Source organism: Cupriavidus taiwanensis, from assembly GCF_900250115.1.
GTDB lineage: Bacteria > Pseudomonadota > Gammaproteobacteria > Burkholderiales > Burkholderiaceae > Cupriavidus > Cupriavidus taiwanensis_B.
Window position 1 is genome coordinate 1,895,963 of record NZ_LT984804.1, and the last position, 26,683, is coordinate 1,922,645.

At 69.0% G+C, this 26,683-nt stretch carries 22 protein-coding genes and 1 pseudogene; 14 read left to right on the forward strand and 9 right to left on the reverse strand.

What is annotated here, in order from left to right; all coding sequences use genetic code 11:
• Positions 1–27 precede the first annotated feature (27 nt).
• Together CBM2586_RS25265 and CBM2586_RS25270 are read left to right on the forward strand one after the other, a co-directional pair.
• Entirely contained in the window at positions 28–1,005 is a 978-nt protein-coding gene (locus tag CBM2586_RS25265; RefSeq protein ID WP_115664021.1) for a PDR/VanB family oxidoreductase, read from the forward strand.
• Between the two features lie 56 nt (positions 1,006–1,061).
• Positions 1,062–2,150, forward strand: a complete 1,089-nt coding sequence (locus CBM2586_RS25270) for a porin (RefSeq protein ID WP_115690522.1) — start codon at positions 1,062–1,064, stop codon at positions 2,148–2,150.
• 116 nt (positions 2,151–2,266) lie between these two features.
• Here the strand turns inward: CBM2586_RS25270 and CBM2586_RS25275 are convergent, their stop codons facing one another.
• Complete coding sequence (locus CBM2586_RS25275) at positions 2,267–3,433, reverse strand: acyl-CoA dehydrogenase family protein (protein WP_115691477.1); 1,167 nt, start codon at positions 3,431–3,433, stop codon at positions 2,267–2,269.
• A gap of 334 nt (positions 3,434–3,767) precedes the next feature.
• Between CBM2586_RS25275 and CBM2586_RS25280 the strand changes: the two genes are divergently transcribed.
• From CBM2586_RS25280 to CBM2586_RS25290, 3 genes are all read left to right on the forward strand, one after another.
• Positions 3,768–5,087, forward strand: coding sequence for an acetyl-CoA hydrolase/transferase family protein (locus CBM2586_RS25280; protein WP_115690524.1), 1,320 nt, complete (start codon positions 3,768–3,770; stop codon positions 5,085–5,087).
• 35 nt (positions 5,088–5,122) lie between these two features.
• Complete coding sequence (locus CBM2586_RS25285; RefSeq protein WP_115664018.1) at positions 5,123–6,331, forward strand: acetyl-CoA C-acetyltransferase; 1,209 nt, start codon at positions 5,123–5,125, stop codon at positions 6,329–6,331.
• An 89-nt stretch (positions 6,332–6,420) separates the two neighbouring features.
• A complete protein-coding gene (locus tag CBM2586_RS25290) occupies positions 6,421–7,953 on the forward strand; it encodes a class I adenylate-forming enzyme family protein (RefSeq protein ID WP_115690526.1) in 1,533 nt (510 codons plus the stop codon).
• 27 nt (positions 7,954–7,980) lie between these two features.
• Here CBM2586_RS25290 and CBM2586_RS25295 read toward each other — a convergent pair whose 3' ends face one another.
• The 3 genes from CBM2586_RS25295 to CBM2586_RS25305 all read right to left on the reverse strand — a co-directional run bounded on the left by CBM2586_RS25295 (position 7,981) and on the right by CBM2586_RS25305 (position 10,566).
• A complete protein-coding gene (locus tag CBM2586_RS25295; RefSeq protein WP_115664016.1) occupies positions 7,981–8,883 on the reverse strand; it encodes a LysR substrate-binding domain-containing protein in 903 nt (300 codons plus the stop codon).
• Positions 8,884–8,949: 66 nt separating this feature from the next.
• Positions 8,950–9,522 (reverse strand): AraC family transcriptional regulator, encoded by a 573-nt coding sequence (locus tag CBM2586_RS25300; RefSeq protein ID WP_240988026.1) that lies wholly within the window; start codon positions 9,520–9,522, stop codon positions 8,950–8,952.
• A gap of 135 nt (positions 9,523–9,657) precedes the next feature.
• Positions 9,658–10,566: a LysR family transcriptional regulator gene (locus tag CBM2586_RS25305; protein WP_115664015.1), complete on the reverse strand. Its 909-nt coding sequence runs from the start codon at positions 10,564–10,566 to the stop codon at positions 9,658–9,660.
• 154 nt (positions 10,567–10,720) lie between these two features.
• Between CBM2586_RS25305 and CBM2586_RS25310 the strand changes: the two genes are divergently transcribed.
• A complete protein-coding gene (locus CBM2586_RS25310; RefSeq protein WP_115690528.1) occupies positions 10,721–11,902 on the forward strand; it encodes a M20 aminoacylase family protein in 1,182 nt (393 codons plus the stop codon).
• Positions 11,903–11,927: 25 nt separating this feature from the next.
• Positions 11,928–12,938, forward strand: coding sequence for a tripartite tricarboxylate transporter substrate binding protein (locus CBM2586_RS25315; protein WP_115690529.1), 1,011 nt, complete (start codon positions 11,928–11,930; stop codon positions 12,936–12,938).
• 37 nt (positions 12,939–12,975) lie between these two features.
• Here the strand turns inward: CBM2586_RS25315 and CBM2586_RS25320 are convergent, their stop codons facing one another.
• Entirely contained in the window at positions 12,976–14,481 is a 1,506-nt protein-coding gene (locus CBM2586_RS25320; protein ID WP_115690531.1) for a PQQ-dependent sugar dehydrogenase, read from the reverse strand.
• A 485-nt stretch (positions 14,482–14,966) separates the two neighbouring features.
• On the opposite strand from CBM2586_RS25320, the gene CBM2586_RS25325 reads away from it, so the two are divergent.
• From CBM2586_RS25325 to CBM2586_RS25335, 3 genes are read left to right on the forward strand one after another with little or no spacing between them, the layout of a single operon-like run.
• Entirely contained in the window at positions 14,967–15,644 is a 678-nt protein-coding gene (locus CBM2586_RS25325; RefSeq protein WP_115664011.1) for a hypothetical protein, read from the forward strand.
• A 2-nt stretch (positions 15,645–15,646) separates the two neighbouring features.
• Positions 15,647–16,336 carry a hypothetical protein gene (locus CBM2586_RS25330; protein ID WP_231942563.1) on the forward strand — a complete coding sequence of 230 codons (690 nt, stop codon included), beginning with the start codon at positions 15,647–15,649 and terminating at the stop codon, positions 16,334–16,336.
• Between the two features lie 55 nt (positions 16,337–16,391).
• A complete protein-coding gene (locus CBM2586_RS25335; protein WP_115690533.1) occupies positions 16,392–17,027 on the forward strand; it encodes a uracil-DNA glycosylase family protein in 636 nt (211 codons plus the stop codon).
• 43 nt (positions 17,028–17,070) lie between these two features.
• Here the strand turns inward: CBM2586_RS25335 and CBM2586_RS25340 are convergent.
• The 3 genes and pseudogenes from CBM2586_RS25340 to CBM2586_RS25350 form a co-directional block, all read right to left on the reverse strand.
• Positions 17,071–18,062, reverse strand: a pseudogene (locus CBM2586_RS25340) (tripartite tricarboxylate transporter substrate-binding protein).
• A 33-nt stretch (positions 18,063–18,095) separates the two neighbouring features.
• Positions 18,096–19,595, reverse strand: a complete 1,500-nt coding sequence (locus tag CBM2586_RS25345) for a M81 family metallopeptidase (protein WP_115690535.1) — start codon at positions 19,593–19,595, stop codon at positions 18,096–18,098.
• Between the two features lie 26 nt (positions 19,596–19,621).
• A complete protein-coding gene (locus CBM2586_RS25350; RefSeq protein ID WP_115690537.1) occupies positions 19,622–20,611 on the reverse strand; it encodes a Bug family tripartite tricarboxylate transporter substrate binding protein in 990 nt (329 codons plus the stop codon).
• 168 nt (positions 20,612–20,779) lie between these two features.
• Between CBM2586_RS25350 and CBM2586_RS25355 the strand changes: the two genes are divergently transcribed.
• Positions 20,780–21,787 (forward strand): LysR family transcriptional regulator, encoded by a 1,008-nt coding sequence (locus CBM2586_RS25355; protein WP_115690539.1) that lies wholly within the window; start codon positions 20,780–20,782, stop codon positions 21,785–21,787.
• Between the two features lie 22 nt (positions 21,788–21,809).
• Here the strand turns inward: CBM2586_RS25355 and CBM2586_RS25360 are convergent, their stop codons facing one another.
• A complete protein-coding gene (locus CBM2586_RS25360) occupies positions 21,810–22,634 on the reverse strand; it encodes an IclR family transcriptional regulator (RefSeq protein ID WP_115690541.1) in 825 nt (274 codons plus the stop codon).
• A gap of 131 nt (positions 22,635–22,765) precedes the next feature.
• On the opposite strand from CBM2586_RS25360, the gene CBM2586_RS25365 reads away from it, so the two are divergent.
• From CBM2586_RS25365 to CBM2586_RS25375, 3 genes are all read left to right on the forward strand, one after another.
• Positions 22,766–24,421 (forward strand): GMC family oxidoreductase, encoded by a 1,656-nt coding sequence (locus tag CBM2586_RS25365; protein WP_115690543.1) that lies wholly within the window; start codon positions 22,766–22,768, stop codon positions 24,419–24,421.
• A gap of 114 nt (positions 24,422–24,535) precedes the next feature.
• Positions 24,536–25,864: an MFS transporter gene (locus tag CBM2586_RS25370; RefSeq protein WP_115664006.1), complete on the forward strand. Its 1,329-nt coding sequence runs from the start codon at positions 24,536–24,538 to the stop codon at positions 25,862–25,864.
• Positions 25,865–25,941: 77 nt separating this feature from the next.
• On the forward strand, positions 25,942–26,673 hold the full coding sequence (locus CBM2586_RS25375; protein ID WP_115664005.1) for a GntR family transcriptional regulator: 732 nt from the start codon (positions 25,942–25,944) through the stop codon (positions 26,671–26,673).
• The last annotated feature ends 10 nt before the right edge of the window (positions 26,674–26,683 follow it).

Below are 26,683 nucleotides of genomic sequence, written 5' to 3' on the forward strand. Positions count from 1 at the left end.
CTGGCACCACACCCGGACGACAGCAGCATGGGCAATACCTACCAGACCCTCCAGGTGCGGGTTGCGCGCATCGAGCACGTGACCCCGCTGATCAAGCGCTTCACCATGGAAGCGATCGACGGCAGCGAGCTGCCGGCCTTTACCGGCGGCAGCCACGTGATCGTGCAGATGCGCGACGGCGAGCGCCAGTACAGCAACGCCTACTCGCTGATGAGTTCGCCCGACGCGCTCGGCAGCTACCAGATCGGCGTGCGGCGCGAGGAGACGTCGAAAGGCGGCTCCGCGTTCCTGCACGACAAGGTCGCCGAGGGCGACGCGCTCACCATCACGACGCCGAACAACCTGTTCGCGCTGGATCATGGCGCGCACCACCACGTGCTGATCGCTGGCGGCATCGGCATCACGCCATTCATGTCGCAGATGCACGAGCTGCGCAAGCGCGGCGCGTCGCACGAGCTGCACTACGCCTTCCGCGCCGACGAGCACGGCGCGTTCCGCGATGAACTGGCGGCGCTCACGCAGGAGTCTTCCGGGGGCCGTGTCAGCTTCTATGTCGACAGCAAGGGGCAGAAGCTCGACCTCTCCGGCTTGCTGGGCGGCATGGAGGCCGGCGCGCATGTCTATGTCTGCGGCCCCGCCCCGCTGATCGACGCCGTGCGCCAGGCCGCGCAGGACGTTGGCCTTGATCCGTCGCGCGTGCATTGGGAACAGTTCGCCGCGCCGGAGCAGGCGGGCGATGCCTTTACCGTGGTGCTGGCGAAATCCGGCAAGACGGTTGAGGTGGCCGCCGGCGAGTCGATCCTGAAGGCCATCGAGCGCGGCAGCACCGTCCCGGTCGAGTGCCTGTGCCGCGAAGGCGTGTGCGGCACCTGCGAGACCCGCATTCTGGAAGGCGAGGCCGTCCACTTCGACCAGTACCTGAGCGACCAGGAAAAGGCGGCGCAGAAGACGATGATGATCTGTGTGTCGCGCGCCAAGGGCGGCAAGCTCGTGCTCGACCTGTAAGTCACAAGAAAGGCCGGCGCACGGGATGCCGGCCGCCTTCCCCCCGAGGAGACACCATGAACAAACCAGCCAGCCTCTGGCTGCTGGCGGGCGCGCTGCTGCCTGTCGCCCTGCCCTGCGCATCGCATGCACAATCGAACGTGACGCTCTACGGCGTGGTCAGCACCGCCGTGCGCTACACGTCAAACCTCGACGGCCGCCATCACGACCTGGCCGAACTCGTGTCCAGCGGCATCGGCGGCAGCCGCTGGGGCCTGAAAGGCACTGAAGACTTCGGCGGCGGCAACCAGGCCGTGTTCCTGCTGGAAAACGGCTTCGGCACCGACGACGGCAAGACCGCCTACAACGCGCTGTTCGGCCGCCAGGCCTATGTCGGCCTCTCTGGCGAGTGGGGCGCCCTCACCTTCGGCCGCCAGTACAACGCGCTGAACAACATCGGCTGGGCCTTCGACCCGCTCGACCAGGGCTGGGGCAACTTCTGGTCAGATCCGCTCTACACCGGCGGCGACATCTTCTTCCAGGGCTACCGCATCAACAACAGCGTGGTCTACAAGAAGACGCTCGGCCCCGTGAGCATCCAGCTCGACTACGGCTTCGGCGAGCAGCCGGGCAGCACCGCGCGCGGGGCGACCTTCGGCGGCGGCGTGATGTACCAGCGGGGGCCGCTCGCCTTCGGCGTGGCCTATGACCAGCAGCGCCCGGGCACCGGCGACAACACGCTGCACAACTACTCGGTCGGCGCGTCCTATGTCGTCGGCAACGCCACCGGCTACGTCGGCTATATGGGACGCAGCGAGCGCAACCCGGACGCGCGCTTCGGCATCGCCTTCGTCGGCATCGGCTACCAGGCCACGCCCGCGCTGCACCTGTCGGGCGCGTACTACCGCTACAAGCAGAGCGGCAACGTCACCACGCAGTTCCAGTCCACGCCCATCGCGCTCGGCAGCGGCAATGCCGACGCGGTATCGGCGGTGGCGGACTACGCGCTGTCAAAGCGCACCAGCCTGTTCCTCGAGGCCGATGCCACCTTCGCGCGCGGCGGCACGGTCGGGCGGGAGACGGAGTACTGGGCCGGGACGCCGGTGACGGATGTCAGCAGTACCACCCGCGTCGGCGTGATGGCCGGGATTCGGCACATCTTCTGAGGCGTCCGCACCGCGGCGTTGCTCCCGGACCCGGGGCCAACGCCGCAGCGTACCTTGCCGATCGCCACGATCAGGCCGTTGGCAAGGGGCCGCTGCCCCCCAGTACGCCACTCCGCTCAGAACGAGCGCGGCAGCCCCAGCACGTGTTCCGCGACGAACGAGTAGATCAGGTTGGTCGAGATCGGCGCCACCTGGTACAGGCGCGTCTCGCGGAACTTGCGCTCGACGTCGTACTCGCAGGCGAAGCCGAAGCCGCCGTGGAACTGCAGGCAGGCGTTGCCGGCCTCCCAGCTGGCCTTGGCGGCGAGGTACTTGGCCATGTTGGCCTGCGCGCCCATGGACTCGTGCTTGTCGAACAGTTCACAGGCCTTCCAGCGCATCAGGTTGGCCGCCTCCAGCTCGATGAAGGACTCGGCGATGGGGAACTGCACGCCCTGGTTCTGGCCGATGGGGCGGCCGAAGACTTCGCGCTCCTTCACGTACTTGGTCACGCGGTCCATGAACCAGTAGCCGTCGCCGATGCACTCGGCGGCGATCAGCGTGCGCTCGGCATTGAGGCCATCGAGGATGTACTTGAAGCCCTTGCCCTCTTCGCCGATCAGGTTCTCCTCGGGAATTTCCAGGTCCTCGAAGAACAGTTCGTTGGTCTCGTGGTTGACCATGTTGGGAATGGGGCGCACGGTCAGGCCCTGCTTCTGCGCCTGGTGCAGGTCGACCATGAAGATCGACATGCCCTCGCTCTTTTTCTTTACGTCGGCCAGCGGCGTGGTGCGTGCCAGCAGGATCATGAAGTCGCTGTGCTGCACGCGGCTGATCCACACCTTCTGGCCGTTGACGACATAGCGGCCGTCCTTCTGCACCGCCGAGGTCTTGATCTTGGTGGTGTCGGTGCCGGTGGTGGGTTCGGTCACGCCCATCGACTGCAGGCGCCATTCGCCCGAGGCGATCTTCGGCAGGTACTTTTCCTTCTGCGCCTTGGACCCGTGCCGCAGCAGCGTGCCCATGTTGTACATCTGGCCGTGGCATGCGCCGGAATTGCCGCCGCAGCGGTTGATTTCTTCCATGATGACCGAGGCTTCGGTCAGGCCCAGCCCGGAGCCGCCGTACTCCTGCGGGATCAGCGCCGCGAGCCAGCCCGCCGCGGTCAGCGCATTGACGAACGCCTCGGGATAGGCGCGCTGTTCATCGACCTTGCGGAAGTACTCGTCGGGGAACTCCGCGCACAGCGCCCGGATGGCATCGCGGATTTCGTGGAAATTGTTCGATAAGGTCTGTTCGATCATGGCGCTGGCTTGCGGTGGTCTGTGTCGGTGGCGATCAGTCTTTGGCGATCGGTATGTGGCGGCCGCGCGGCGGATCGGCCACGCCGCGTGATAGCCGCCATGGTCGCGGCGTTCGGCCGGCGCGGCAATCAGCGATTCCGAAAGCGCGCCTTCCACGCGGCTTAAGTCCGGGCAGGCGGCGCCTCCGGCTGCCGTTGGCCAGTTTCGCAATCGCCAAAGCCGGCCATTGGCATTGTCGAATAGCGCAAACGCGGCTTTGGCGACATGCTCAGGGCTGTCCGGCACAAGCCGGCTGATTCCGGCCGTGTGCCGAGCCAACGTTTTCCCCGTCGACATGCACGACCTGGCCTCCCGACTGCAAGCCCTGATCCGTCCCGGCGACCACCTCTGGTGGGGACAAGCCACCGCCGAGCCGCTGACGCTGACGCGCGCGCTGGTGGCGCATCGCCATGCGATCGCCCGCGGCGGGCGCTTCAGCGTATTCGTCGGCATCGGCCAGTCGGACACGCTGCAGCCGGAGCAGGCCGACGTCATCGACTTTTTCGGCTATGCCGCCAGCGGGCCGCACCGCCGGCTGGCCGGCGCGGGCGTGCTGGACATCGTGCCGAGCCATTATTCGCACCTGCCAGGGCTGATCCGGCACGGCACGCTGCGCGCCGACGTGGTGCTGGTGCAGGTCTCGCCCGCTGACGAACAGGGCCGTCATAGCCTGGGCCTGGTGCATGAATACCTGCCCGCCGCGCTCGACCGGGCCCGCGTCGTCATTGCCGAAGTGAACCCCGAGGTGCCGTGGACCCACGGCAGCCACTATCTCGCCGCCGACCAGATCGACCTGCAGGTCGAGGCGCGCTGCGCGCCCATCAGCCTCGAACGCGGCGCTCCCGGCGCAGTCGAACAGGCCATCGCCCGTCACATCGCCGGCTGGGTGGAGGATGGCGCGACCCTGCAGATGGGCATCGGCAACCTGCCCGAGGCCGTAGTGGCTGCGTTGCATGATCGCCGTGACCTGGGCCTGCACAGCGGCGCGGTCGGCGACGGCATCGCCGCGCTGGCCGAAGCCGGGGTGCTGACCAACGCACGCAAGAGCATCGATACCGGCATCGGCATCGGCGGCATCCTGATGGGCAGCGAGCGGCTGCGGCGCTGGGCCCACCGCAATCCGCAACTGCAACTGCGCGAGACCGCCTATACCCACCACCCCGAGGTGCTCGCCAGCGTCGACAAGCTGACCGCGATCAACTCCGCCATCGAGGTCGACCTGACCGGCCAGGTCAATGCGGAAGTGGCCGCCGGCGTCTATGTCGGCGCGGTGGGCGGCGCGGTGGACTTCCTGCGCGGCGCCGCGCGCAGCCGCGGCGGCCTGCCGATCGTGGCGCTGCCGGCAACCGCCAGGGGCGCGAGCCGCATCGTCGCGCAATTGTCCGGCCCGGTCAGCACGCCGCGTGCCGACGCCGGCCTGATCGTCACCGAGCACGGCGTGGCCGACCTGCGCGGCCAGACCCTGTCGCAACGCGTGCGCCGCATGCTGGACCTCGCCGCCCCCGAACACCGCGCGGACCTGGAGCGCCAGGCCCATGCGCTGCTGCGCCGGTGCGGCGCCGCCTTCGTCGCCCTTTCCTGCCCTTCCCGGGGTGGCGTCGACCGACTAACTTGATGATTTACCCGATCCCCGATTCCAAGGAGACTTCCATGCGCAGAGCTGCAATCGTCACCCCCCTTCGCACCCCCGTCGGCACCTTCGGCGGCAGCCTGCGCCCGGTGCCGGTCGAGGAACTGGCCGCGACCGCCGTGCGCGCCGTGGTCGAACGCAGCGGCATCGATCCCGCGCGCATCGACGACGTGGTCTTTGCCCAGTCCTACGCCAACAGCGAAGTGCCGTGCGTGGGCCGCTGGGCCGCGCTGCAGGCCGGGCTGCCGGTCGGAGTGCCGGGCATGCAGCTGGATCGCCGCTGCGGCGGCGGCCTGCAGGCCATCGTCACGGCATCGATGATGGTGCAGAGCGGCGCCGCCGACGTGGTCATCGCGGGCGGCGTCGAAAGCATGAGCAATATCGAGTACTACACCACCGACATGCGCTGGGGCGCGCGCTCCGGCAACGTGCGTTTCTTCGACCGCCTCGACCGCGGCCGCGAACGCTCGCAGCCGGTGGAGCGCTTCGGCAAGATCTCCGGCATGATCGAGACCGCCGAGAACCTGGCGCGCGACTACGGCATCAGCCGCGAGGACGCCGACGCCTTTGCCGTGCGCAGCCACCAGCGCGCCGCCGCGGCGTGGGAGGCCGGACGCTTCGACGCCGAGATCGTCCCGGTGCAGGTGCCGCAGCGCAAGGGCGAGCCGGTGCCGTTCACGCGCGATGAAGGCTACCGCCCGCAGACCACGCTCGACAGCCTGGCCAAACTGCGCGTGCTGATGCCGAACGGCACCGTCACCGCGGGCAACGCCAGCCAGCAGAACGATGCCTCGGCCGCCTGCCTGATCGTCGCCGAAGACAAGCTCGCCGAACTCGGCCTGACCCCGATGGCCTCGCTGGTGGGCTGGGCGGCGGCGGGCTGCGAGCCTTCGCACATGGGCATCGGCCCGGTGCCGGCGGTGAAGAAGCTGCTGGCGCGCCTGAACCTGACGCTGGAGCAGATGGACCTGGTCGAGCTCAACGAGGCCTTTGCCTGCCAGGTGCTGGCGGTGCTCAAGGGCTGGGACTGGCAGGACCAGGACGCGATCGAGCACAAGCTCAACGTCAACGGCTCGGGCATCTCGCTGGGCCACCCGATCGGCGCCACCGGCGTGCGCATCCTGGCCACGCTGCTGCACGAACTGCAGCGCCGCGGCGGCCGCTACGGCCTGGAAACCATGTGCATCGGCGGCGGCCAGGGCATCGCCGCGGTGTTCGAACGCTATTGATGCCACGGCGGCGGCGGCGGCGGCCCGGCCCGGTGCCTGCCGACCATCCGCCCGCCGCACGCTGTGCCCCGCACAAGGACGCCTGAAACATGCCACCGGACCGAGCCCCTCTCACCCGCATCAGCGACATCCCGCGCCACTGGGCCACGCACGCGCCCGGCCATGTCGCCCTCTTCGAAGACGACCGGACCACCACCTATGCGCAGCTGTGGGCCGGCATCGGGGACGCGCAGCGCTACCTGCAGTCGCAGGGCGTGGGCACCGGCGACCGGGTGCTGGTGGTGGCCGAAAACTGCCTGGCGGTGATCACGCTGGTGTTCGCGTTGTCGGAGCTGGGCGCATGGCCGGTGGTCGTCAACGCGCGCCTGTCCGAGCGCGAGATCGAAGTGATCCGCGCCCACTGCCAGCCGCGGCTGATGCTGTTCACCCACGCGGCGTCGCCGGATGCGCTGCGCCACGGCGTGCGCTACCGCGCCCGCGAAATTGCCCCGGCCGGGCTGGGCCCGCTGATGGCGGGCGCCATCGACGAGACCGCCACGCGCGAGCCCGAAGCGCTGGCGCGGGACGTGGCCGCGCTGATCTACACCTCGGGCACCACCGGACAGCCCAAGGGCGTGATGGTCACTCACCGCGGCCTGCTGCACTTTGCCGGCGTGACCGTGGCCTCGCGCCGCATGCGGCCGGACGACTGCGCCTACGCGGTGATGCCGATCTCGCATGTGTTCGGCCTTGGCACGCTGCTGGTCTCGACCCTGCACGCCGGCGCCAGCGTGTACCTGTGCGCGCGCTTCAACGCGGCGGACCTCACCGCGGCGATCCGCGGCGGCGCGATCACGCTGCTGCAGGGCGTGCCGACCATGTTCAGCCGCATCCTGGCCCGCCTGCGGGCCAGCGGTGCGCCATTGCAGCCGTCGCCGCGCCTGCGCTATCTCTACACCGGCGGCGGCCCGCTCGACCCCACTCTCAAGCGCGATGTCGAGGCAGTCTTCGGCCAGCCGCTGCACCATGGCTATGGCATGACCGAGTACGCCGGATCGATGTTCGTGACGCGCCTGGAGCGGCCGCGCGCCGACTGCGCGGTGGGCGAGATCGTCCCGGGCGCGGACCTGCAGGTGATCGGCGCCGACGGCAAGCCGGTGCCGCCGGGTCAGCCCGGCGAACTGTGGATCCGCGGGCCGGGCGTGATGCGCGGCTACTACCGTGCCCCGGAACTGAGCGCCGCGGCCCTGCGCCCCGGCGGCTGGCTCAATACGGGCGATATCGGGCGCCTCGACGCCGACGGCGCCTTGTTTATCGTCGGCCGCACCAAGGACCTGATCATCCGCTCGGGCTTCACGGTCTACCCGATCGAAGTCGAAGCGGTGCTCAACACGCATCCGTCGGTGCGCGTGTCGGCCGTGATCGGCCGGCCCGCCGCGGACGGCAACGAGGAAGTGGTCGCCTTCGTCGAGATCCGCGCGGGCGAGCGCTTCGACGCGCCCGCGTTGCATGACTACCTGGTCGGGCGCCTGTCGCCGTACAAGCGCCCGGAGCGGATCCTGCGCGTGGCGGCGATGCCCGCGACCGCCAGCGGCAAGCTGCTCAAGCACCAGTTGCGCCAGTTGCTCGGGGCCGAGCCGTAGCCGGCCCTGGTCGCCGGCGCCGCGGCTTCAGTCCTGGCGCCCCTGCCCGTCTTCGACCAGCAGGTCCACCAGCTTGCGCGCGAACAGCGGCAAGGCGTCGAGGTCGGCCACGCAGATCTGCAGCTGGCGCTCGGCCCATTCGTCGTTGAGCTGGACGATGCGCAGCGCCATGGCCCTGGCATGGCGGCGCGCGGTGGTCTCGGGCAGCACCGCCAGGCCGACGTTGGCCTCGACCATGCGGCACGCGGTCTCGAAATTGCTGACCTGCACGCGCCAGCGCAGGCTGCGCTGCAGGTCCGCCGCGGCGCGCTTCAGGAAGTTGTGGATGGCGCTGTCCTCGGGCAGGCCGATGAAGTCGTAGTCCAGCGTCTCGATGAAATCCACGCGCTCGCGCTCGGCCAGCGCATGGCTCAGCGCGGTCGCCAGCACCAGCCGGTCGCGCCGGTATGGCATGACCTCCAGCCCTTCGGTGCGCACGTTGCCGGCGATGATGCCGATATCGACGATGCCCTCCTGCACCGCGCGCACGATGTCCGGGCTGAGCCGTTCGTGCATGTCGATGGTCACGTCCGGATGGCTGACCAGATAGCTGCGCAGCACCGCCGGCAGGAACTCGCTCATGGCGGTGGTGTTGGCGAACACGCGCACGTGGCCTTTGACACCCGCGGCGTATTCCTGCAGGTCGCCGCTGAGCTGCTCCAGCTGGCGCAGCACGCGGCGCGCATGGGCCAGCAGGGTCTCGCCCGCGCCGGTCACCTTCACCCCCTGGCTGCTGCGGCTCAGCAGCTTGACGCCGACGTGTTCCTCCAGGTTCTTGATGCGGGTGCTGGCCGCGGCCAGCGACAGGTGCGAGCGCTGCGCCCCGCCGGTCAGGCTCTGTGCCTCGGCGATATGCGTGAACAGTTTCAGGTCGACCAGATCAAAACGCATGACATCATTCCCGGGCACAACGGCGGCTTATCTCGCCGGATTATCTCGCAAACCGCGGCGCGCGCGTCATGCCACCGAGCGCTGCCGCGGCAGCTCGCGCCCGCGGGACAGCCGCCGCGCGGCCTCCAGCGAGACCCCGAAGCGATCATAGAATGCGCTGTCGACATCACTGTTGGCCGGCCACCCGACCCGCCGCCTGGCCTCGCCCGGCGCGGCGTCGTCCGCCATCACGTCGAACAGCAGCCGCATCAGCCGCTGGGTGCGGCACAGGTCGGTCAGCGCAGTGCCTTGCGCGAACAAGGCGCGGCGCAGCTGCGCCGCGGACATGCCGAGCCGTTCCGCGATAAAGGCCGCGTTCCAGGCGTACTGCGGCTGCAGGAACACCCGCTTGGCAATCCGATGGTGCAGGCATTCCGACGGTTGCGCCGGGCTCAGCCCGCGCATCTCGAGCGTGCACGCTGCCGGCTGCGCGCTGCTGCCGTCCAGGCGCAGCGCAAACGCTTCGAACGGCTCGATGATCGCCTGCTGGCCGGCCAGCAGCACCCGCTCGTAGCCGCGTCGCCGCACCACCACCCTGCCGCGCCCGGCTTCGACCGACAGCGGAAACGCCAGCAACAGCTGCTGCAGGCTGGCGTGCATGGAAGACTGCAGATGGACATGCATGGCGGGGCGCAAGTGGCGGACAGGATCAAACTGCATGATCGCCGCATTCCGGCCCGCGCGCCTCTGCCATTCCCGAACACTCCGTTCGCCGCCGCCGCATGACGCGCCGGGTCAGGCGGCCGGAAACGCCTTCACCAGGTGCCGCAGCAAACCGTCCGCGACCGGCGACAGATGTCGGCCGGCACGCGTCAGGATATGGATGCGGCTGTTGTTCAGGATGGGATTGGCCAGCGGCAGCGACACCAGTTGCCGCAGTTGCGGTTCCCGCAGCGGCACCGAGCGCGCCGTCAGGATATAGCCCAGCCCCATCGCGGCGTACTCCCACAGCACCTTGAAGGAATTGGTCACCAGCATCGGCTTGAGCGTGATGTGCTCGTCCAGCTCGGCCGCCTGCACGTGCTTGCGCACGCCGAACGAGCCGGCCAGGAAAGCGCCCTGGTGCTGCGCCAGGTCCGCCAGCGTCAGCGCGCGCCGGCGCCGCGCCAGCGGATGGTCCTTGTGCACGTGCGCGCGGATCGGCGACAGCCTCGAATAGTGGGAGTGCAGCCGCGCATCGTCGGGCGGCTGGAACACGAAGCCGATATGGGCCAGGTCCTCCAGCAGCAGGCGCACGGTCTCGTCGGTGCCCGCCACCTGGATGCTGCAGGTGACGTCGGGGTGCTTGCGCAGGAAGCCCTGCAGCACCGGCTCCAGCACCAGGTCGACAAAGCCCTCGCCGAAGGACAGCTCGACGTGGCCGCGCTGGGCGTTCTTCAGGTTGTTCACCTCGGCCACGAAGGTGTCGTTCAGGTCTTGCTGGCGCCGGGCAAACAGCGCCAGCAGCCGGCCCGCGTCGGTGGCGACCACGCCGCGCCCCCGCCGCTCCAGCAGGGTCAGGCCGGTGTCCTGCTCCAGCCTGGCCACGGCGCGGCTGACCACCGACGGGTCCAGCTCCAGCACGTCGGCGGCGCCGCGCACCGAGCCGGTTTCGATGATCTGCAGCAGGCACAGCGCCCGCTTGCGGTCCAGCACGTCTTCCATTCTCGGTCTCCACCCGGCGGCGTGCAACGGTCGGTACCGCTTTGCCGCGATGTATTATCGTTGCATCTTATACAACGATTTGTCGCCATCGTTGTCATGGTTTCGGTGCGCGCCTGCAGGGAGAATGCGGTGAACCAACACGATCCCCTGCCCCATGACCGACACCCTGCACGCCGACCTGCAGCAATCCATCCAGTCCCTGGCGCCGGAGTTCGTCGCGATCCGGCGCAGGATCCATGCGCATCCGGAGCTGGCCTTCGAAGAGCGCCAGACCGGCAACCTCGTCGCCGAGCAGCTGGCGGCATGGGGCTACGCCGTGCATCGCGGCCTGGGCACCACCGGGGTGGTCGGCACGCTGCGCAAGGGCCACGGCAGCAAGGCGCTGGGCATCCGCGCCGACATGGATGCGCTGCCGATCCAGGAACAGACCGGACTGGACTATGCCAGCACCCTCGCGGGCAAGATGCATGCATGCGGCCATGACGGCCACACCGCGATCCTGCTGTGTGCCGCGCGCTACCTGGCCGAGTCGGTCGATTTCAACGGCACGCTGAACCTGATCTTCCAGCCGGCCGAAGAGAACGAAGGCGGCGCGCTGCGCATGCTGGAGGACGGGCTGTTCGAGCGCTTCCCGTGCGACGAGGTGTATGCGCTGCACAACTCGCCGGGAATGCCGGTGGGACAGATCGGCGTCATCACCGGCCCCGCCATGGCCTCGTTCGACCGCGCCACGGTGACGCTGCGCGGGCGCGGCGCGCACGGCGCCATGCCGCACCACGGCATCGACGTGATGCAGGGCGCGGCCAGCATGGTGCTGGGGCTGCAATCGATCGTCAGCCGCGAAATCGACGCGCTCAAGTCGGCGGTCATCACCGTGGGCGCGCTGCAGGCCGGCAGCACCTACAACGTGGTGCCCGACACCGCCACCATCAAGATCGGCGTGCGCACGCTCGACCCGCGCGTGCGCACGCTGGTCGAAGAGCGCATCCAGGACTTCGTCACGGCCCAGGCCCAGAGCTTCCGCCTGCAGGCCGAGGTGGTCTACGAACGCAAGTATCCGGTGCTGGTCAACCACGCCGCGCAGACCGAATTCGCGCGCCAGGCCGCGATCCGGCTGGTGGGCGCGGACAACGTGGTCGAGCGTCCGCCGGTGATGGGCAGCGAGGACTTCGCCTACCTGCTGGAGCATCGGCCCGGTGCCTATATCCGGCTGGGCAACGGCCTGGGCGAGGACGGCGGCTGCATGGTGCACAACCCGCTGTACGACTTCAACGACAAGGCCCTGCCGGTCGGCGCCGCGTTCTGGGCGCACCTGGCGCAAAGCTATCTGGCCTGAGCAAGAAACCGAGGAGACAAAGCCCATGGCTACCCTGAACCGCCGCCGCTTCCTGCAACACGCCGGCCTTGCCGCCGGCACTTCCCTGCTGTCAGGCCTGCCGGCGTTTGCGGCGGATGCCTTTCCCGCCAAGGCCCTGTCGCTGGTAGTGCCGTATCCCGCCGGCGGCGCCAGCGACGCGTCGGCGCGCATCTTCGGCAAATCGATCGGCAAGAGCGTGCGCCAGCAGGTGGTGGTGGAGAACTACGGCGGCGGCACCGGCCTGATCGGCGCCAACAAGGTGCTGGCCGCGCCGGCCGATGGCTACACCTTTTTCCATGGCTCGATCAACGAGGTGTTCCTGGCGCCATTGCTGAACCCCGCCGCACGCTACAAGCCGCAGGACTTCCTGCTGGCCGCGCCGATCAGCGACGCCAATATCGTGCTGATGGTGCGCAATGGCATCGTCGTGGACAGCCTCGACAAGTTCATCGAGTTCGCCCGGCAGAGCAAGGGCAAGCCGCTGACCTACGCCACCGTCGGCATCGACTCGATCTATCACCTGATGGGCGACGCGCTGGCCGCGCGCCTCGGCGTGCCGTTCCTGCACGTGCCGTACAAGGGCGGCGCGCCGGCGCTGCAGGGCCTTGCCGGCGGCGAGGTCGACTTCGCCATCCTGCCCTACCAGTCCAGCTTCGACAGCATGCAGCAGCAGGGCCGGCTGAAAATACTGACCAGCTTCTCGCGCGCGCTGCCGCCCGCGCTCAGGTCGGTCCCGCTGATTTCGCAAAGCAAGCTGGTGCCGGACTTCGAATACACCATCGGCGGCGGCTATTTCGTCAGGCAGGGCACGCCGGCGGAGCGCGTCGCGGTGCTGCGCAGGGCCATCGGCGCAGCGCTGGCCAGGCCGGAGATCCGCGCCAAGCTTGAAGCCGAGGGCCGCACCGTGCTGCAGCCGATCGACAGCCAGGAACAGGCCAACCGGGTGTTCGAGCAGTACCTGGCGCGCGTCAACAAGCTGATCCAGGGCGTCGGCCGCAAGCCCAACGCGGCCTGAGGCGAGGCGAGGCGCGGCGAGGTGCTGCGGTCGCGCATCAAGGCGTGCCGCCCGAGGCATCGATCCGGTAAACCCGCCCGCTGCCCGCGGAGGTGCCAGGATCGGCCATCACATACAGCGCCTGCGCGCCATCCAGCCCGAACGAGAACACGCTGCCCGGCACCGTGACGTTCCAGTCGACCGGCTCGGCGGCGGCGCCATCGCGGTACACGAAGCTCTGCAGCTTGCCCGTGCACAGATCGGAGTAGAAGTAGCGCCCCCGCAGCGCCGGGCTGGCGTTGCCGCGATACACGTAGCCGCCGACGATGGCACAGCCGCCTGTATCGTGGCCGTACTCGAACACGGGCATGGTCGGCCCGCTCTTGTCGCAGGTGGCCGCGCCCACGCACGCGGTGCCCTCGGTCAGGTTCCAGCCGTAGTTCAGGCCCGCACTGGTGGACGGCGCGACGTCGACTTCCTCGCGCTGGTCCTGGCCGACATCGGCGATATACAGCGACCCGGCGTCGAACGAGAACCGCCACGGGTTGCGCAGCCCGAGCGCCCAGATCTCGCCGCGGCTGCCGGACTGGCCCAGCAGCGGATTGCCGGCCGGCACGCCGTAGCCCGCCGCGCCGCTGACGTCGATGCGCAGCATCTTGCCCAGCAGCGTCGCCGGGTTCTGCGCGTTGCCCGCCGGATCGCCGCCACCGCCGCCGTCGCCGGTGCCGATATAGAGCATGCGGTCGGGGCCGAACGCGAGCTGGCCGCCGTTGTGGTTGGAAAAGCCCGGGTGCGGGATCGACAGCAGTACCGTGCCCGAGGCCTCGGCAAGGTCAGGATTCGCGGCCGAGACCTGGTAGCGGGCGATGGTGATGGCGCCGCTGGTGTCGGTGTAGTAAACGTAGAAGCGGCCATTGGCCGCGTAGTCGGGATCGAACGCCATCGACAGCAGTCCGCGCTCGCCGTCGGTCGTCGTCAGCGCCGCGATATCGAGGAACGGCGCGGCGAGCAAGGCGCCGTCGCGCACGATCCGGATACGGCCGGCGCGTTCCACCACGAACAGGCGCGCGTCGCCGGCGGGGGCGGTCAGGAAGATCGGCGCCGAGAATTCGCCGGGCACCTGCGTCAACGACAACTGCATCGCTTCCGGCGCGCCGTAGGCCACGCTGGCAGTCGCTCCCGTGCCCGCGGCCACCGCGACCACCTGCGACGGCGGCTGCGGCCGACGCAAGGCGCTGCCGGTGAGCACGTCGGTAGCGGCGACGGTATAGCTGCCGGGCGCCAGGTTGGACAGCGTGGTGGGCTGGACCACGGCCTGGCGGAACTGGCCCGGGCCCGATACCGTGATGGCCGCCTGAGTCCCGGCCGGCAGGCCCGAAATCGCCAGCGTCAGCGAGCCGTTGCCACCGGCGCCGCCACCACCTCCACCACCGCCACCACCACCTGTACCGCCTGCGTCGCCCGCACCGGCGCTGTCGCCCCCGCCACCGCCTCCGCAGGCGGCAAGGCCCAGACAGCAGGCGATGGCGAAGCGGCGAAGCGCGTGGCGTAGTGCGTCGGGCATGGCAGGCTCCTGTGACGGCCGTGGCGCCGCCTGGCATGCGGCAGCCGCTGCGCTGCTGCATGGCTTGCGCCGCCGGGTCCGGCGGCAGGGGCGCCTTGCCCCTGTAAAATACGTCATGCGCCCGGCATCGGCCAACCACTGCAGAGCCGCGCGAAAGCGCGCCTTCCGGACAACCCGGGCGATGCTGCGACGGTAGGCGGCGACGGTCATCATGGCGGCACAGATTCCGAAGGCACCGCAGCGCCGGCGCCCCCTCCGGCGGGTAGTTTCCCCCACCATGCCCGCTATCATCGGTGTGGATCTTTGCCTACAGTAAACGCGGCGGCGGTTGGCGAGTGCCGGCGGCGCCGCCTTCGCCGTCTGGTCGCGCCTCCGGGAACACTGCCCGCCCGGGAGCCGCAGGCTCGATGCCATCGCGCCCGGCACGGGTGCGAGGGCTTCGTCGCGGACCTTCGCCGTGGGCATTTGCTGCCGGGTGCAAGCCAGTGCTGACTACCTCCCTAGATCCCCACGCTGCCGAAGCGCGGCCGCGACTGCTCGATACCGTCGACCGCGTGTGCGAGATGTGCTTCGGCCTCTTCATGGCATTGACCTTCGTGGGCGCCGTGTCGGCCGTCGGCGCGCCGGCGGACGCTCCGCGCACGATGTTCTTCACGGCGCTGGGCTGCAACCTGGCCTGGGGGCTGGCCGACGCGGTGATGTACCTGGTGCGCACGCTGACCGAGCGCGGACGCAGGCTGTCCCTGGTCAGGGCGGTTCACAATGCCGGCGACCCGGGCGACGCCATCGCGCGCCTGCGCGATGCGCTTTCGCCGGCCTTGCGCACGCTGGTCGACGATGCCGAGCTGGAAGCGTTGCGAGGCCGCCTCGCCCGCACTGCCGATCTGCCCGCGCGCCCGGCGCTGAGCGCGCAGGATCTGCTGGCAGCTGCCGGGATCTTCCTGCTGGTGGTGGTGGCGACGTTCCCGGTGGCCCTGCCGTTTATCGTGTTCGCGGACGTCTCCACGGCGCTGCTGGTATCGCGCGTGCTGACCATCCTGATGCTGTTCGGGGCTGGCATCGCGCTTGGGCGCCATGCCGGCTTCGGCGGATGGATCGCAGGCGCGGCGATGACGCTGGTCGGGGTTGCGCTGACCATGGCCATCATCGCGCTCGGAGGCTGACCATGCAGGACGCAGCCAGGGCTGCACGTCCGGCGGCACCACCGCCCACGCGGGCAGCGCGACGGGCCGCACGCTGCCTGGTGCTGGCCGCGGCGATCGCGCCGCTGCCGTTGCTTGCCGCCGAAGACAGCGGCACGCCCGCGACCGCGGAGGCGCCGGCCTGGAGCGGCGGGATCTCGGCTTACCTCAACCTGCCGCGCGGCAGCGACGCCTATGTCACGGGCATCGCCATCGCCAAGCGCGGCGTCTTGCATCTGGAGGCGCGCAGCAACTACGAAGGCATGGATGCTTACTCATTCTTCGCCGGCTACAACCTTGGCTGGGGTGATGCATTGCGGCTGGATTTCACGCCGATCCTCGGCGTGGTCACCGGCAGCACGCACAGCGTCGTGGGCGGGTTCGAGGCCACGCTGACCGGCCGCCATGCCGATGCCTATATCGAGTTCGAGTACGTGCCGGACGCCGAGCCGTCCGGCTACGCCTATGCATGGAGCGAGCTGGCCTGGCGCCCCCGCGACTGGCTGCGGCTTGGCCTGGCGGCCCAGCGCACGCGTGTGCCCGACAATGGCCGCAATTTGCAGCGCGGCGTGTTTGCGCAAGTGAAAGGCAAGCACGTCTCCGGTGCGGTCTACTGGTTCAACCCGGCCGCGCACGACCAGATCGCCGTGGTCTCGATCGGGCTGAGCTTCTGACGCGGCCGCGGGCCGTGCGCGGCACTAAGGACGCTTGGTCCGGGAGGGTACGGGATTGGATTTTCAGCGCAACACCCGGCGTCACCAACCCGCCGCGCTCGAGGCCCTGCTGACCGAGGTCCGCGCCTGCCGCGCCTGCGCGCAGCACTTGCCGCTCGGTCCGCGCCCGGTGGTGCGCGCCGGCGCCCGCGCCCGCATCCTGATCGTCGGCCAGGCGCCGGGAATGCGCGTGCACGAGACCGGCATTCCATGGAACGATGCCAGCGGCGACCGCTTGCGGCAGTGGCTCGGGGTCGACGACGCCACCTTCTGCGATGCTTCGCAATTCGCCATCATCCCGATGGGCCTGTGCTATCCGGGCCGCGGCAAGGGTGGCGACAACCCGCCGCGCCCCGAATGCGCGCCCCTATGGATGGACCGCCTGCTGGCGCAACTGCCGTCGCTCGCGCTGACCCTGCTGGTCGGCCAGTACGCGCAACGGCATTTCCTCGGCGCACGCCGCAAGCCCACGCTGACCGAAACCGTCAGGGCATGGCAGGACTACGCGCCCGCGTTCATACCGCTGCCGCACCCGTCGCCGCGCAACCAGCCGTGGTTCAAGCAGCATCCGTGGTTCGAGGGCGAGGTGCTGCCGATGCTGCGCGAGCGGGTCAGGCTGCTGTTGCGGCCTGGCGCTGTGCAGACAGCGTAGGCAGCAAGCGATACCCGCGCCACCGTGGCCTGGCCGCTTGGCCTCATTCGCTGGCTGAAAAGCCCGAGGCCGCGACCACCGGCCCCCACTGCGCGCGCTGCGCCTGAATGAGCTTGCGCAGGGAATCCCCCGGCTTGCCGTTCATTTCCATGCCCAGCGCCGACATCTTGTCGCGCACCACGGGGTCCTTGACGGCTTCGAGCAGCGCCTTCTCGAGCCGCGCCACCGCCGCCGGCGGCGTCCCGCCGGCACAAAGGCCGAGTACCAGCCGGACGCCGCCTCGAAACCCGGCGCGCCCGCCTCCGCCAGCGTTGGCACATCGGGCAGCAGCGCCGACCGGCGGGTCCCGGTGACGCCGAGGAAACGGATCTTGCCCGCCCGGTACAGCTCCATCTGGCCGCCAACCGCATCGATACCTAACGGCAGCGTGCCGCCGATCTCATCGGTCAGCATCATCACGGCGCCGCGATAGGCCGTGGGCAGCAACGGCACGCCAATCGACTTGCTCAGCGACAGCACCCCGAAATGAATGCTGCCGCCGAGCGTGACCAGCCCGACGCCGCCCCGGTCCGGGTTGCGCTTCACCCACGCCAGGTATTCCGGCATGGTCCGATAGGGTTGGCTGACACTGGCAGACGCGACCAGCGGCACATCGGCCAGGTAGGCGACCGGAACCAGGTCCTTGTCGGGGTCATAGGCCAGGCGCTTGTAGGTCAGCGGAAAGATGGTGAACGGCGGCGCGGGCGAGATCAGCACCGTCTTCCCGTCCGGCGGCGCGCGTTTGACGTTCTCCAGCGCCAGCCGCGCCGATGCGCCGGGGCGGTTCTCGACCAGGACCGGCGTATCGAGCGACACGCGCAGCTTTTCGGCCAGTGTGCGCGCGAAGATGTCCAGCGCGCCACCGGCCGCGAAGCCGACCACGACGCGCACGGGCGAGTCGCCGCTGGCGGGGGCGGCCATGACGAGCACTGGACTGGCACTCAGGACCAATGCCAGCGCCGCGGCCAGTCGTTGCAAGGGGTTCGGAAATAGCATGCGGGTCACTCCGGTTGACAGCGGCGGATGCGCTCAGGCGGCCTCGAGCACAGTATGTGCTTCCAGCGGATAGATCGGGCGGCGCAGATTGCGGAACGGAAACTGGCTGTAATCAGAGCTGCAGACACCGGGGCCGGCCACGAGCACGATCTCGCTGGCGATCGGCTCAAACCCGGCGCGGAAGTGCTGGCGCGATTTGATCAGGATGTACTTGCGGCGCGACAGGTCGATGCCCGCGTGCGTGAACACGCCGGTATCGAACGGCTCCTGCGGCTTTTCGCAGATCACCACCAGCGTGCCGGCGACATCCAGCACCACGGTGCGGCCCAGGCTCAGCTTCATGCCCGTGAACATCGGGCCGGTGACCTCGTAGTTGCCGTCGGTAATGCACTGCACCCGGCCGCTCAGCCGCAGCGGGCGGCCCTTCAGGCCCAGCGCGGGCATGTCGGTCTTGCCGCCCACATCCAGCGTGACGGACTGCCCGACGCCGGCGGCAATCAGTTCCGCCACGGCGCCCGGGTCCCAGAACGGCCCGGCGACCACGCCTTCGAGCCGCTGGCGCAGGACTTCGCCAAGCACCGTCATTTCATCCGTCGGCCCGCCGGCCCCGCAGTTGTCGCCATGGTCCACCAGCACCACCGGGCCTTGCGTGAGCGTCCTGGCGCGCGCGATGGATTGCGCCATCGGCTCGATCGGGAAGACGAAATCGGCCCGGCGTTCCCACGCCATGCCGCAGAGCTCGTCGAGCAGGCACCGCCCTGCTTCGATCCTGGCGGCATCTGCCACGATCACCACGGCCAGGCCCGTATGTGGGATATCGGCAAGCGGAAAGCCACCGAACACCGACGCGTTGAGCACCTCGCCACCGCGCTCGGCCGCCATCGCGCGCTCCATGATGTCCTTCATGGGTTGCGCGCGCGGGGTCTGGCGCAGCATGTGGGTGAGCATCGGCAGCGTGCGCCACAGCAACACCGGACGGGCCTCGCCCCGCAGCGCCGCCATCAGGGTACGGGCGGCGCGTGCGCCGGTCTCGTACACATCCACGTGGGGGTAGGTGCAGTAGCCAGCGATCACGGTGGCATTGTCAACCAGCGCTGCGCTGAAATTGGCGTGGAAGTCCAGCGATACCGCGATCGGCGTCTCTGGCGCGACGGCACGGATGCGAGCCAGCAGTTCGCCTTCGGCATCCGGATAACCCTCGGCTACCATGGCGCCGTGCAGGTCCAGCATCACGGCATCGCAGCCCGCGCGTACCGCCGCCACGATGGTGGCCGCCATCGACTCAAAGGCTTCGGCAGTGACCATGCCGCTAGGCACTGCGTTCGCCATCAATGGCATCACAAAGTCGTCGCCCTGGCGCCGTGCGATATCGATGAATGCGGCCGCGGCACTGTTGGTGCCCTGGCACGCACGCACCGCGTCGTCGCCGTAAAGCGGGCCGTCGGTGCTGCCGCGGTTGAACGCGCTCAGTGGCGTGGCAATCGGCGAAAAGGTATTGGTTTCATGCCGCATCAGGGCAATGACAAAGCGCATGGACTGGCTCCGACAGCGTGAAGGGTTCAGTTGGATTCAAGATCGACCGCGCGCGCAATGGCGCCATAGCGGATCGCTTCCGCTTGCAGGAAGCGGAGGGCCTGCTCGGGGGTGGAAAGGACCGGCTCGTAGGCAAGCGTCTGCAGGCGCGCGGCAAAGTCCGCTTCCTGCACGCTGGCCTTCACTTCCTTGTAAAGCCGGTCGATGACCGGGGCCGGCGTACCCGCCTTGACCACCAGCGCCAGGTTGCCGCGTACCTGCAGTGCATGCGCGCCGCCCGTCTGCTGCGTTTCAAGGGCGGGAAACTGCGTGATGGGCTCCGCCTGCAGCGCAGCCAGAGGCCTGGCCTTGCCATCCTGGACGTAGTTGACCGACGAGCCGATCACATCGACATGCGCGTAGGTCTGGCCGCCGATCAGGTCCGCCATGGCCGGCGGCGAGCCGCGGTACGGAACGATGGTGAAGTCAAGGCCGTTGCGGCGCTTCCAGTCGGCCAGGCCGAGGTGCGCAGCCCCCGCGACGACGTTGATGCTGATCGACACCTTGCCGGGATTTTGCTGGATATGCGCTTTCAGCTGGCTCAGCGTCATCTCCTTGCGGTCGGCGCGCGTGATGATCCAGTGCGGCACGGTACTGACGATGGTCACCGGCGTCAGGTCGGTATCGGGCCGGTAGCGCAGCCCCTTGATCGTGTACGGATTGATGCTGAGCGTGCCGTCGCTGGCCAGCAGCAAGGTATTGCCGTCGGCCTTCTCCCTGAGCACGGACGACACGCCCGGCACGGTCGCGCCGCCGGCGATGTTCTCCACCACCACCGGCTGCCCCAGCCGCTGTTCCAGCTTGCGCGCGAGCGTCCGGCCGATGATGTCGTAGGAACCGCCGGCCGGAAACGGCACGACCAGGCGCAGCGGCCGGTCGGGCCAGGCGGCTGCGGCGCTTGCGCAAGTGGCTGCGAGCAAGGCAGCGCCGGCAAGCATGCCGCGCATGATCGAGCGCAAATGGATAACTGCTCCCATGGGTCTCCTCCTGAGGTCTGATTGCCTCGTGATGGCTTGGAATGAATCCGGTGATGGGCGGACTATATGGGATCCGGTCCGACACCAAAAGAGAATAAAAATCGCTGTTTGTTGAGCAAATGGTTAACTTGTAGAATGGGCTGCCCCCCGCGATCACCGTCAGCTCTCATGCCTCCCGAAACCTTCGCCCATACCCTGCTTGGCCGCCTCAAGCTGCGGCACCTGCGCATCATGCTGGCACTGAGCGAGATGCAGACCGCCGCCGCCGTCGCCGCTCGCTTTCATGTCAGTCCCGCCGCGGTGTCCAAGACACTGGCCGAGATCGAAGACATCGTCGGCATGCCGCTGTTCGAGCGCAGCCGCCGCGGCCTGCACCTGACCGAGCCCGGACGGGAGATGGCGGCGCATGCGGCGGTCTTGCTGGCGCAGCTCGAGCGGCTTGCCGAATCGCTGCAGGCGGTGCGCGCCGGCACCCAGGGGGCGTTGCGCATCGCCTTCCGGACGATGTCGGTGCAGCCCTTCCTGGCGCGGGCGATGAGCGACTTCTACCGGGATCATCCGCGCGTGGAGATCAGCGTGATCGAAGGCGGCATCGGGGAGCTGGCGGATCAGCTGGTGAGTGGCTCGCTGGACCTGCTGTTCGCCTATGACGATCCGCGCCTGTCGCTACCCGCGCTGCGCGCGGCGCCGGTGGTGCCGGCACAGAAGGTGGTGATCGTCGCCAGCCCGGACCATCCGCTGCTTACGCGCCGCAAGCTGACGGCGCGTGAACTGTCCGGGCAGCAATGGTGCATTCCGGTGGCGGGCTCGCGCATGCTTCATTTGCTGCACGCGGCGTTCCATACGCTGGGCGCGCCAGCGCCCTCGCTGGGCATCCGCACCAGCGATGTGGCCGCCACCGCCAGCCTGTTGCAGGCAGGTCATTTCCTGGCGGTGTTTCCCGAACGCATCGCCGCGCAACTTACCCTGGCTAAGGTGGCAAGAGTGCTTCGCTTTGAACTCGGCAGCCGCGTGGAGCCGGTGGTCGCGGTGTGGAACGACGAACTCACGCCGCGCACGCCGGCTCGCCTGTTTCGCGAGCTCGTGATGCGCCGGGCCGGCGAGACTGTGATGGCCGAGCCGGTGCCGTTGCTGGCCGCGCGCGCGGTGGCGGCGGCTGGCGTTGGCAAGCGCTGAGCGGGAAGCGTTGCGACCCGGCTCACTCCCCGCACAGCACCGCCGCCATCTCCTTCGCCGCACCCTGCAGCGTCGGCACCGCCCGCAGCAGCGCTTCGAGCGAGGCCCGCGCCGTCGGCGCATGACACGCGATCGCCGCCACCACACGGCCCGGGGCGGCGCCGCCGGGTTCGCGCACCGGCACCGCCACCGCGCACATGCCGCGCACGAATTCCTCGTGGTCGACGCCGATGCCGCGCGCACCCAGCCGGTCCAGCTCGGCATTGAGCGCCGGCTGGTCGGACAGCGTGCGCGGCGTGTGCACGGCGAGGTCCAGGCGCCGCAGCGTCTGCTGGCGTTCCAGCCGGTTCATCGCCGACAGGAACAGCTTGCCGCTGGCGGTGCAATGCAGCGGCACGTGGATGCCGGGCGATAGCTGCAGGCGCAGCGGCTCGTGCGTTTCCACGCGCTCGACGTACAGCACGCGGTCGCCGTCGAGCGCGGTCAGGTTGCAGGTTTCGCCCAGCTGCGCCACCAGCCGGGCCAGGATGCCTCGGCATTCGCGCAGCAGCGGCGGGCTGCGCAGCGTCTGCAGCGACAACCCCGCCGCGGCCGGCCCGGGCACATAGCCGCGCTCGGCCGGCATCCGCACCACGAAGCCGCTGCGCTCCATCGCCGCCAGCAGGCGCATCAGCGTCGCCTTGGGCACATGCAGGCGCTGCGACAGCTGCGACAGCGTCTGCGGCTGCTGCGCCCGCGCCAGGCTGGACAGCACCGCCAGCACGCGCAGGCTGCGGGCATCCTCCTCCGGCACCTCGTCTTCTGCTGCAGTGCGATTCTGAAACGGCATTGTCATGTTCTGTTTCACAACCGGCGTCTCCTCGCGATTGGGCTTTCCATTCCGGCTTGTGAAAATAAAATCCGGAACAGAACGTTTCAAATTATAAATCCAAGCCGAGGGGCCGCGCGCCCGCCGGCGAGAAACAGGAGACAGCGACGATGTCGCAAACCGTTGACTACATCGTGGTGGGCGCGGGCTCGGCCGGGTGCGTGCTGGCCAACCGGCTCAGCGAAGACGGCCGCCATTCGGTCTGCCTGCTCGAGGCGGGCCCGCCCGACCGCTACCCGTGGATCCATATCCCGATCGGCTATGGCAAGACCATGTTCCACAAGCAGGTGAACTGGGGCTTCTATACCGATCCCGATCCCAACATGCTGAACCGCCGCATCTACTGGCCGCGCGGGCGCACGCTGGGCGGCAGCAGCGCCATCAACGGCCTGATCTACGTGCGCGGGCAGCGCGAGGACTACGACCATTGGGCCGCGCTGGGCAATCCGGGCTGGGGCTGGGACGAGTGCCTGCCCTACTTCCGCAAGCTCGAGAACAACGACCTCGGCGCCGGGCCGACGCGCGGCACCGAAGGCCCGCTCAATGCCACCTCGATCGACCGGCGCCATGCGCTGGTCGATGCCTTCATCGCCGCCGGCCAGGCGCTGGGCCTGCCGCGCCAGGCCGACTTCAACGGCGGCGACCAGGAGGGCGTGGGCTACTACCAGCTGACCACGCGCAACGGCTGGCGCTGCTCCACCGCGGTGGCCTACCTGCGCCCGGCGCGCGGGCGCGACAACCTGCGCGTTGAAACCGACGCGCACACCACCGGCATCCTGTTCGAGGGCAAGCGCGCCGTGGGCGTGCGCTACACCCGGCACGGCCAGCCCCATGTCCTGCGGGCGCGGCGCGAAGTGATCCTGTGCGCCGGCGCGCTGCAGTCGCCGCAGCTGCTGCAGTTGTCCGGCGTCGGTCCGGCGCCGCTGCTGCAGGACCTTGGTGTCCCGGTGGTGCATGCGCTGCCGGGCGTCGGCGAAAACCTGCAGGACCACCTGCAGATCCGGCTGATCTACGAGGTGGCCAAACCCATCACCACCAACGATCAGCTGCGCACGCTGGCCGGCAAGGCGCGCATGGGCCTGGAATGGCTGCTGCTGCGCAGAGGCCCGCTGGCCATCGGCATCAACCAGGGCGCGATGTTCTGCCGCGCCCTGCCGCAAGAAAGCGCCACGCCGGACACGCAGTTCCATTTCTCGACGCTGTCGGCCGACATGGCCGGCGGCACGGTGCATCCGTTCTCGGGCTGCACCTATTCCGTGTGCCAGTTGCGCCCGGCGTCGCGTGGCACCGTGCGCATCCGCTCGACCGATCCGTTCGAGCCGCCGTCGATGCAGCCCAACTACCTGTCGGCCGAGCTGGACCGGCGCTGCACCATCGCGGCGGTGCGCTACGCGCGGCGCGTGGCGCAGACCGAACCGATGCGCGGCCTGATGAAGCGCGAGTTCCGGCCCGGCGACGAGGTGCGCAGCGACGACGAGATCCTGCACTTCTGTCGCGAGTACGGCGCCACCATCTTCCATCCGTCGGGCACGGCAAAGATGGGACCCGCCGCCGATCCGCTGGCGGTGGTCGATGCGCGCCTGCGCGTGCATGGCCTCGGCGGGCTGCGCGTGGTGGACTGCTCGGTGATGCCGACGCTGGTCTCGGGCAACACCAACGTGCCGGTGGTGATGATGGCCGAGCGCGCCGCAGACCTGATCCGTGAAGACGCGCGGCGCGGGATCCACCACGCCGACGTCGTCGCGCCGATGGCCGCCGCGGCCTGAAGCGGCAAACCGGCGGGGCCGGGCATCGATAGCCACCAGGCCAGGCCCCGCAGCGCATCGGCGTCCATAACCATGCTTCCAGAGGACGCCGCCCACCACCAGAGGAGACAAGCAATGACTAGCCCCAACGAACAGGCGATCCGCAAGGTCGCGCTGGCGTCCGTGATCGGCGCCACCATCGAGTGGTATGACTTCTTCCTGTACGGCGTGGTCGCCGGCCTGGTCTTCAACAAGCTCTACTTCCCCGGCGACGACCCGCTGGTGGCCACCATGCTGGCCTACACCACCTTCGCGGTGGGCTTTGTCACGCGCCCGCTCGGCGGCGTGATCTTCGGCCACTTCGGCGACAAGGTCGGGCGCAAGAGCATGCTGGTGATGACGCTGATGATCATGGGGGTCTCGACCTTCCTGATCGGGCTGGTGCCGACCTATGACAGCATCGGCATCCTGGCACCGGTGCTGTTGCTGCTGCTGCGCGTGCTGCAGGGCATCGGCCTGGGCGGCGAATGGGGCGGCGCGGTGCTGATGGCGTACGAGTACGCGCCGCCGCACCGCAAGGGCTTCTACGCGTCGCTGCCGCAGATCGGGCTGGCGATCGGGCTGTGCCTGGCGTCGGGCGTGGTGGCCCTGCTGTCGCTGACTTTGTCGGATGCGCAGTTCCTGGACTGGGGCTGGCGGGTGGCGTTCCTGATCTCGGCGGCGATGGTGTTCGTCGGCATGTATATCCGCCTCAACGTCAAGGAAACGCCGGAATTCGCCGTGATCAAGCAGCGCAATGCCGAAACCCGGATTCCCTTTGTCGACATGATGCGGCGCTACCCCGGCAATATCGTCAAGGGCATGGGCGCGCGCTATATCGACGGCGTCTTCTTCAACGTCTTCGGCGTGTTCTCGATCACCTACCTGACCCAGACCGTCAATATCAGCCGCACGCAGGCGCTGCTGGGGGTGATGGCGGCGGCGATCGCGATGTGCTTCTTCATCCCGTTCTTCGGCCACCTGTCCGACCGCATCGGCCGCACGCGGGTGTATTTCTGGGGTGCGCTGGTGACGGCGCTGTCGGCCTTCCCCGCGTTCTGGCTGATGCTGAACAGCGGCGGCAACACCATGCTGCTATGGCTGGCCATCGTGGTGCCGTTCGGCATTCTCTACGCCGCGGTGTACGGGCCCGAGGCGGCGCTGTTCTGCGAGCTGTTCGATGCCAGGGTGCGCTACACCGGGATCTCGTTCGTCTACCAGTTTTCGGGCATCTTCGCCTCGGGCATCACACCGATCATCGCCACGGCGCTGCTCAAGTCGGGCGGCGGCCAACCCTGGCAGATCTGCGCCTACGTGGTATTCGCGGGACTGGTGTCGGCGCTGTCGGCGGCGCTGATCGGGCGCCGCGCGGGGGGCGAGGCGCCGCGCCAGGGCGGCGTGCCGCTGCGCGGCCCGGCGCGCTGAGCGCAGCGGCCGCGGCCGGCGTTGCGGCGGGCCGGCAATGTCTTAGAATGGCACCACGCTAATGACAGGGACATTGCATGCAACCTTCGGACGGCACCGGCGGCACCGGCACTCCTGCCGCCCCGCTCCTGCCCAAGGTGGTGCGCCAGCGGCTGCACGACACCGTGGTCGACCACCTGCGCAACTTCATCGTCGAAGGGGTGCTGGCGCCCGGCATGAAGCTGAACGAGCGCGAACTGTGCGAAACGCTGGGGATCTCGCGCACGCCGCTGCGCGAGGCGCTCAAGGTGCTGGCCGCCGAAGGTCTGATCGAGATCTCTCCCAACCGCGGCGCCAGCGTCTCGCGCATGAGCGAGGCCGAGGCGTGGGAAGCATTCGAGCTGATGAGCGGCCTCGAGGCCTTTGCCGGCGAGCTGGCGTGCGAACGCATCACGGCGCCGGAGCTGGCCGAGATCAAGGCGCTGCATTACGCCATGCTGGCCTGCCATGCCCGCAACGACCTGCCCGGCTACTACAGCCGCAACCAGGAAATCCACGACCGCATCGCCGCGGCGGCGCGCAACCAGACCCTGCTGCAGACCTACCTGACGCTGAACCGGCGGCTCAAGGCGATGCGCTTTCGCTCGAACCACCAGACCGACAAATGGGACCGCGCAGTGCACGACCACGAGGCCATGATCCGCGCGCTGGAAGCCCGCGACGGCAAGCGCCTGGCGTCGATCCTGCGCCAGCACCTGCTGGAGAAGCGCGCCGCGGTGATGCAGATCCAGCCCGATCCGGCCGGCGCGCCTGCCGTGCCCAACGCCTGACCCCGCGGCG

Bases quoted from the DNA above. Each gene is read 5' to 3' on its own strand.
- CBM2586_RS25320 (WP_115690531.1), bottom strand. From the start codon at position 14,481: ATGCCCGACGCACTACGCCACGCGCTTCGCCGCTTCGCCATCGCCTGC.
- CBM2586_RS25370 (WP_115664006.1), top strand. From the start codon at position 24,536: ATGACTAGCCCCAACGAACAGGCGATCCGCAAGGTCGCGCTGGCGTCC.
- CBM2586_RS25310 (WP_115690528.1), top strand. From the start codon at position 10,721: ATGACCGACACCCTGCACGCCGACCTGCAGCAATCCATCCAGTCCCTG.
- CBM2586_RS25305 (WP_115664015.1), bottom strand. From the start codon at position 10,566: ATGGAAGACGTGCTGGACCGCAAGCGGGCGCTGTGCCTGCTGCAGATC.
- CBM2586_RS25265 (WP_115664021.1), top strand. From the start codon at position 28: ATGGGCAATACCTACCAGACCCTCCAGGTGCGGGTTGCGCGCATCGAG.
- CBM2586_RS25270 (WP_115690522.1), top strand. From the start codon at position 1,062: ATGAACAAACCAGCCAGCCTCTGGCTGCTGGCGGGCGCGCTGCTGCCT.
- CBM2586_RS25275 (WP_115691477.1), bottom strand. From the start codon at position 3,433: ATGATCGAACAGACCTTATCGAACAATTTCCACGAAATCCGCGATGCC.
- CBM2586_RS25365 (WP_115690543.1), top strand. From the start codon at position 22,766: ATGTCGCAAACCGTTGACTACATCGTGGTGGGCGCGGGCTCGGCCGGG.
- CBM2586_RS25355 (WP_115690539.1), top strand. From the start codon at position 20,780: ATGCCTCCCGAAACCTTCGCCCATACCCTGCTTGGCCGCCTCAAGCTG.
- CBM2586_RS25345 (WP_115690535.1), bottom strand. From the start codon at position 19,595: ATGCGCTTTGTCATTGCCCTGATGCGGCATGAAACCAATACCTTTTCG.
- CBM2586_RS25375 (WP_115664005.1), top strand. From the start codon at position 25,942: ATGCAACCTTCGGACGGCACCGGCGGCACCGGCACTCCTGCCGCCCCG.
- CBM2586_RS25315 (WP_115690529.1), top strand. From the start codon at position 11,928: ATGGCTACCCTGAACCGCCGCCGCTTCCTGCAACACGCCGGCCTTGCC.
- CBM2586_RS25290 (WP_115690526.1), top strand. From the start codon at position 6,421: ATGCCACCGGACCGAGCCCCTCTCACCCGCATCAGCGACATCCCGCGC.
- CBM2586_RS25330 (WP_231942563.1), top strand. From the start codon at position 15,647: ATGCAGGACGCAGCCAGGGCTGCACGTCCGGCGGCACCACCGCCCACG.
- CBM2586_RS25300 (WP_240988026.1), bottom strand. From the start codon at position 9,522: ATGCACGCCAGCCTGCAGCAGCTGTTGCTGGCGTTTCCGCTGTCGGTC.
- CBM2586_RS25350 (WP_115690537.1), bottom strand. From the start codon at position 20,611: ATGGGAGCAGTTATCCATTTGCGCTCGATCATGCGCGGCATGCTTGCC.
- CBM2586_RS25280 (WP_115690524.1), top strand. From the start codon at position 3,768: ATGCACGACCTGGCCTCCCGACTGCAAGCCCTGATCCGTCCCGGCGAC.
- CBM2586_RS25295 (WP_115664016.1), bottom strand. From the start codon at position 8,883: ATGCGTTTTGATCTGGTCGACCTGAAACTGTTCACGCATATCGCCGAG.
- CBM2586_RS25285 (WP_115664018.1), top strand. From the start codon at position 5,123: ATGCGCAGAGCTGCAATCGTCACCCCCCTTCGCACCCCCGTCGGCACC.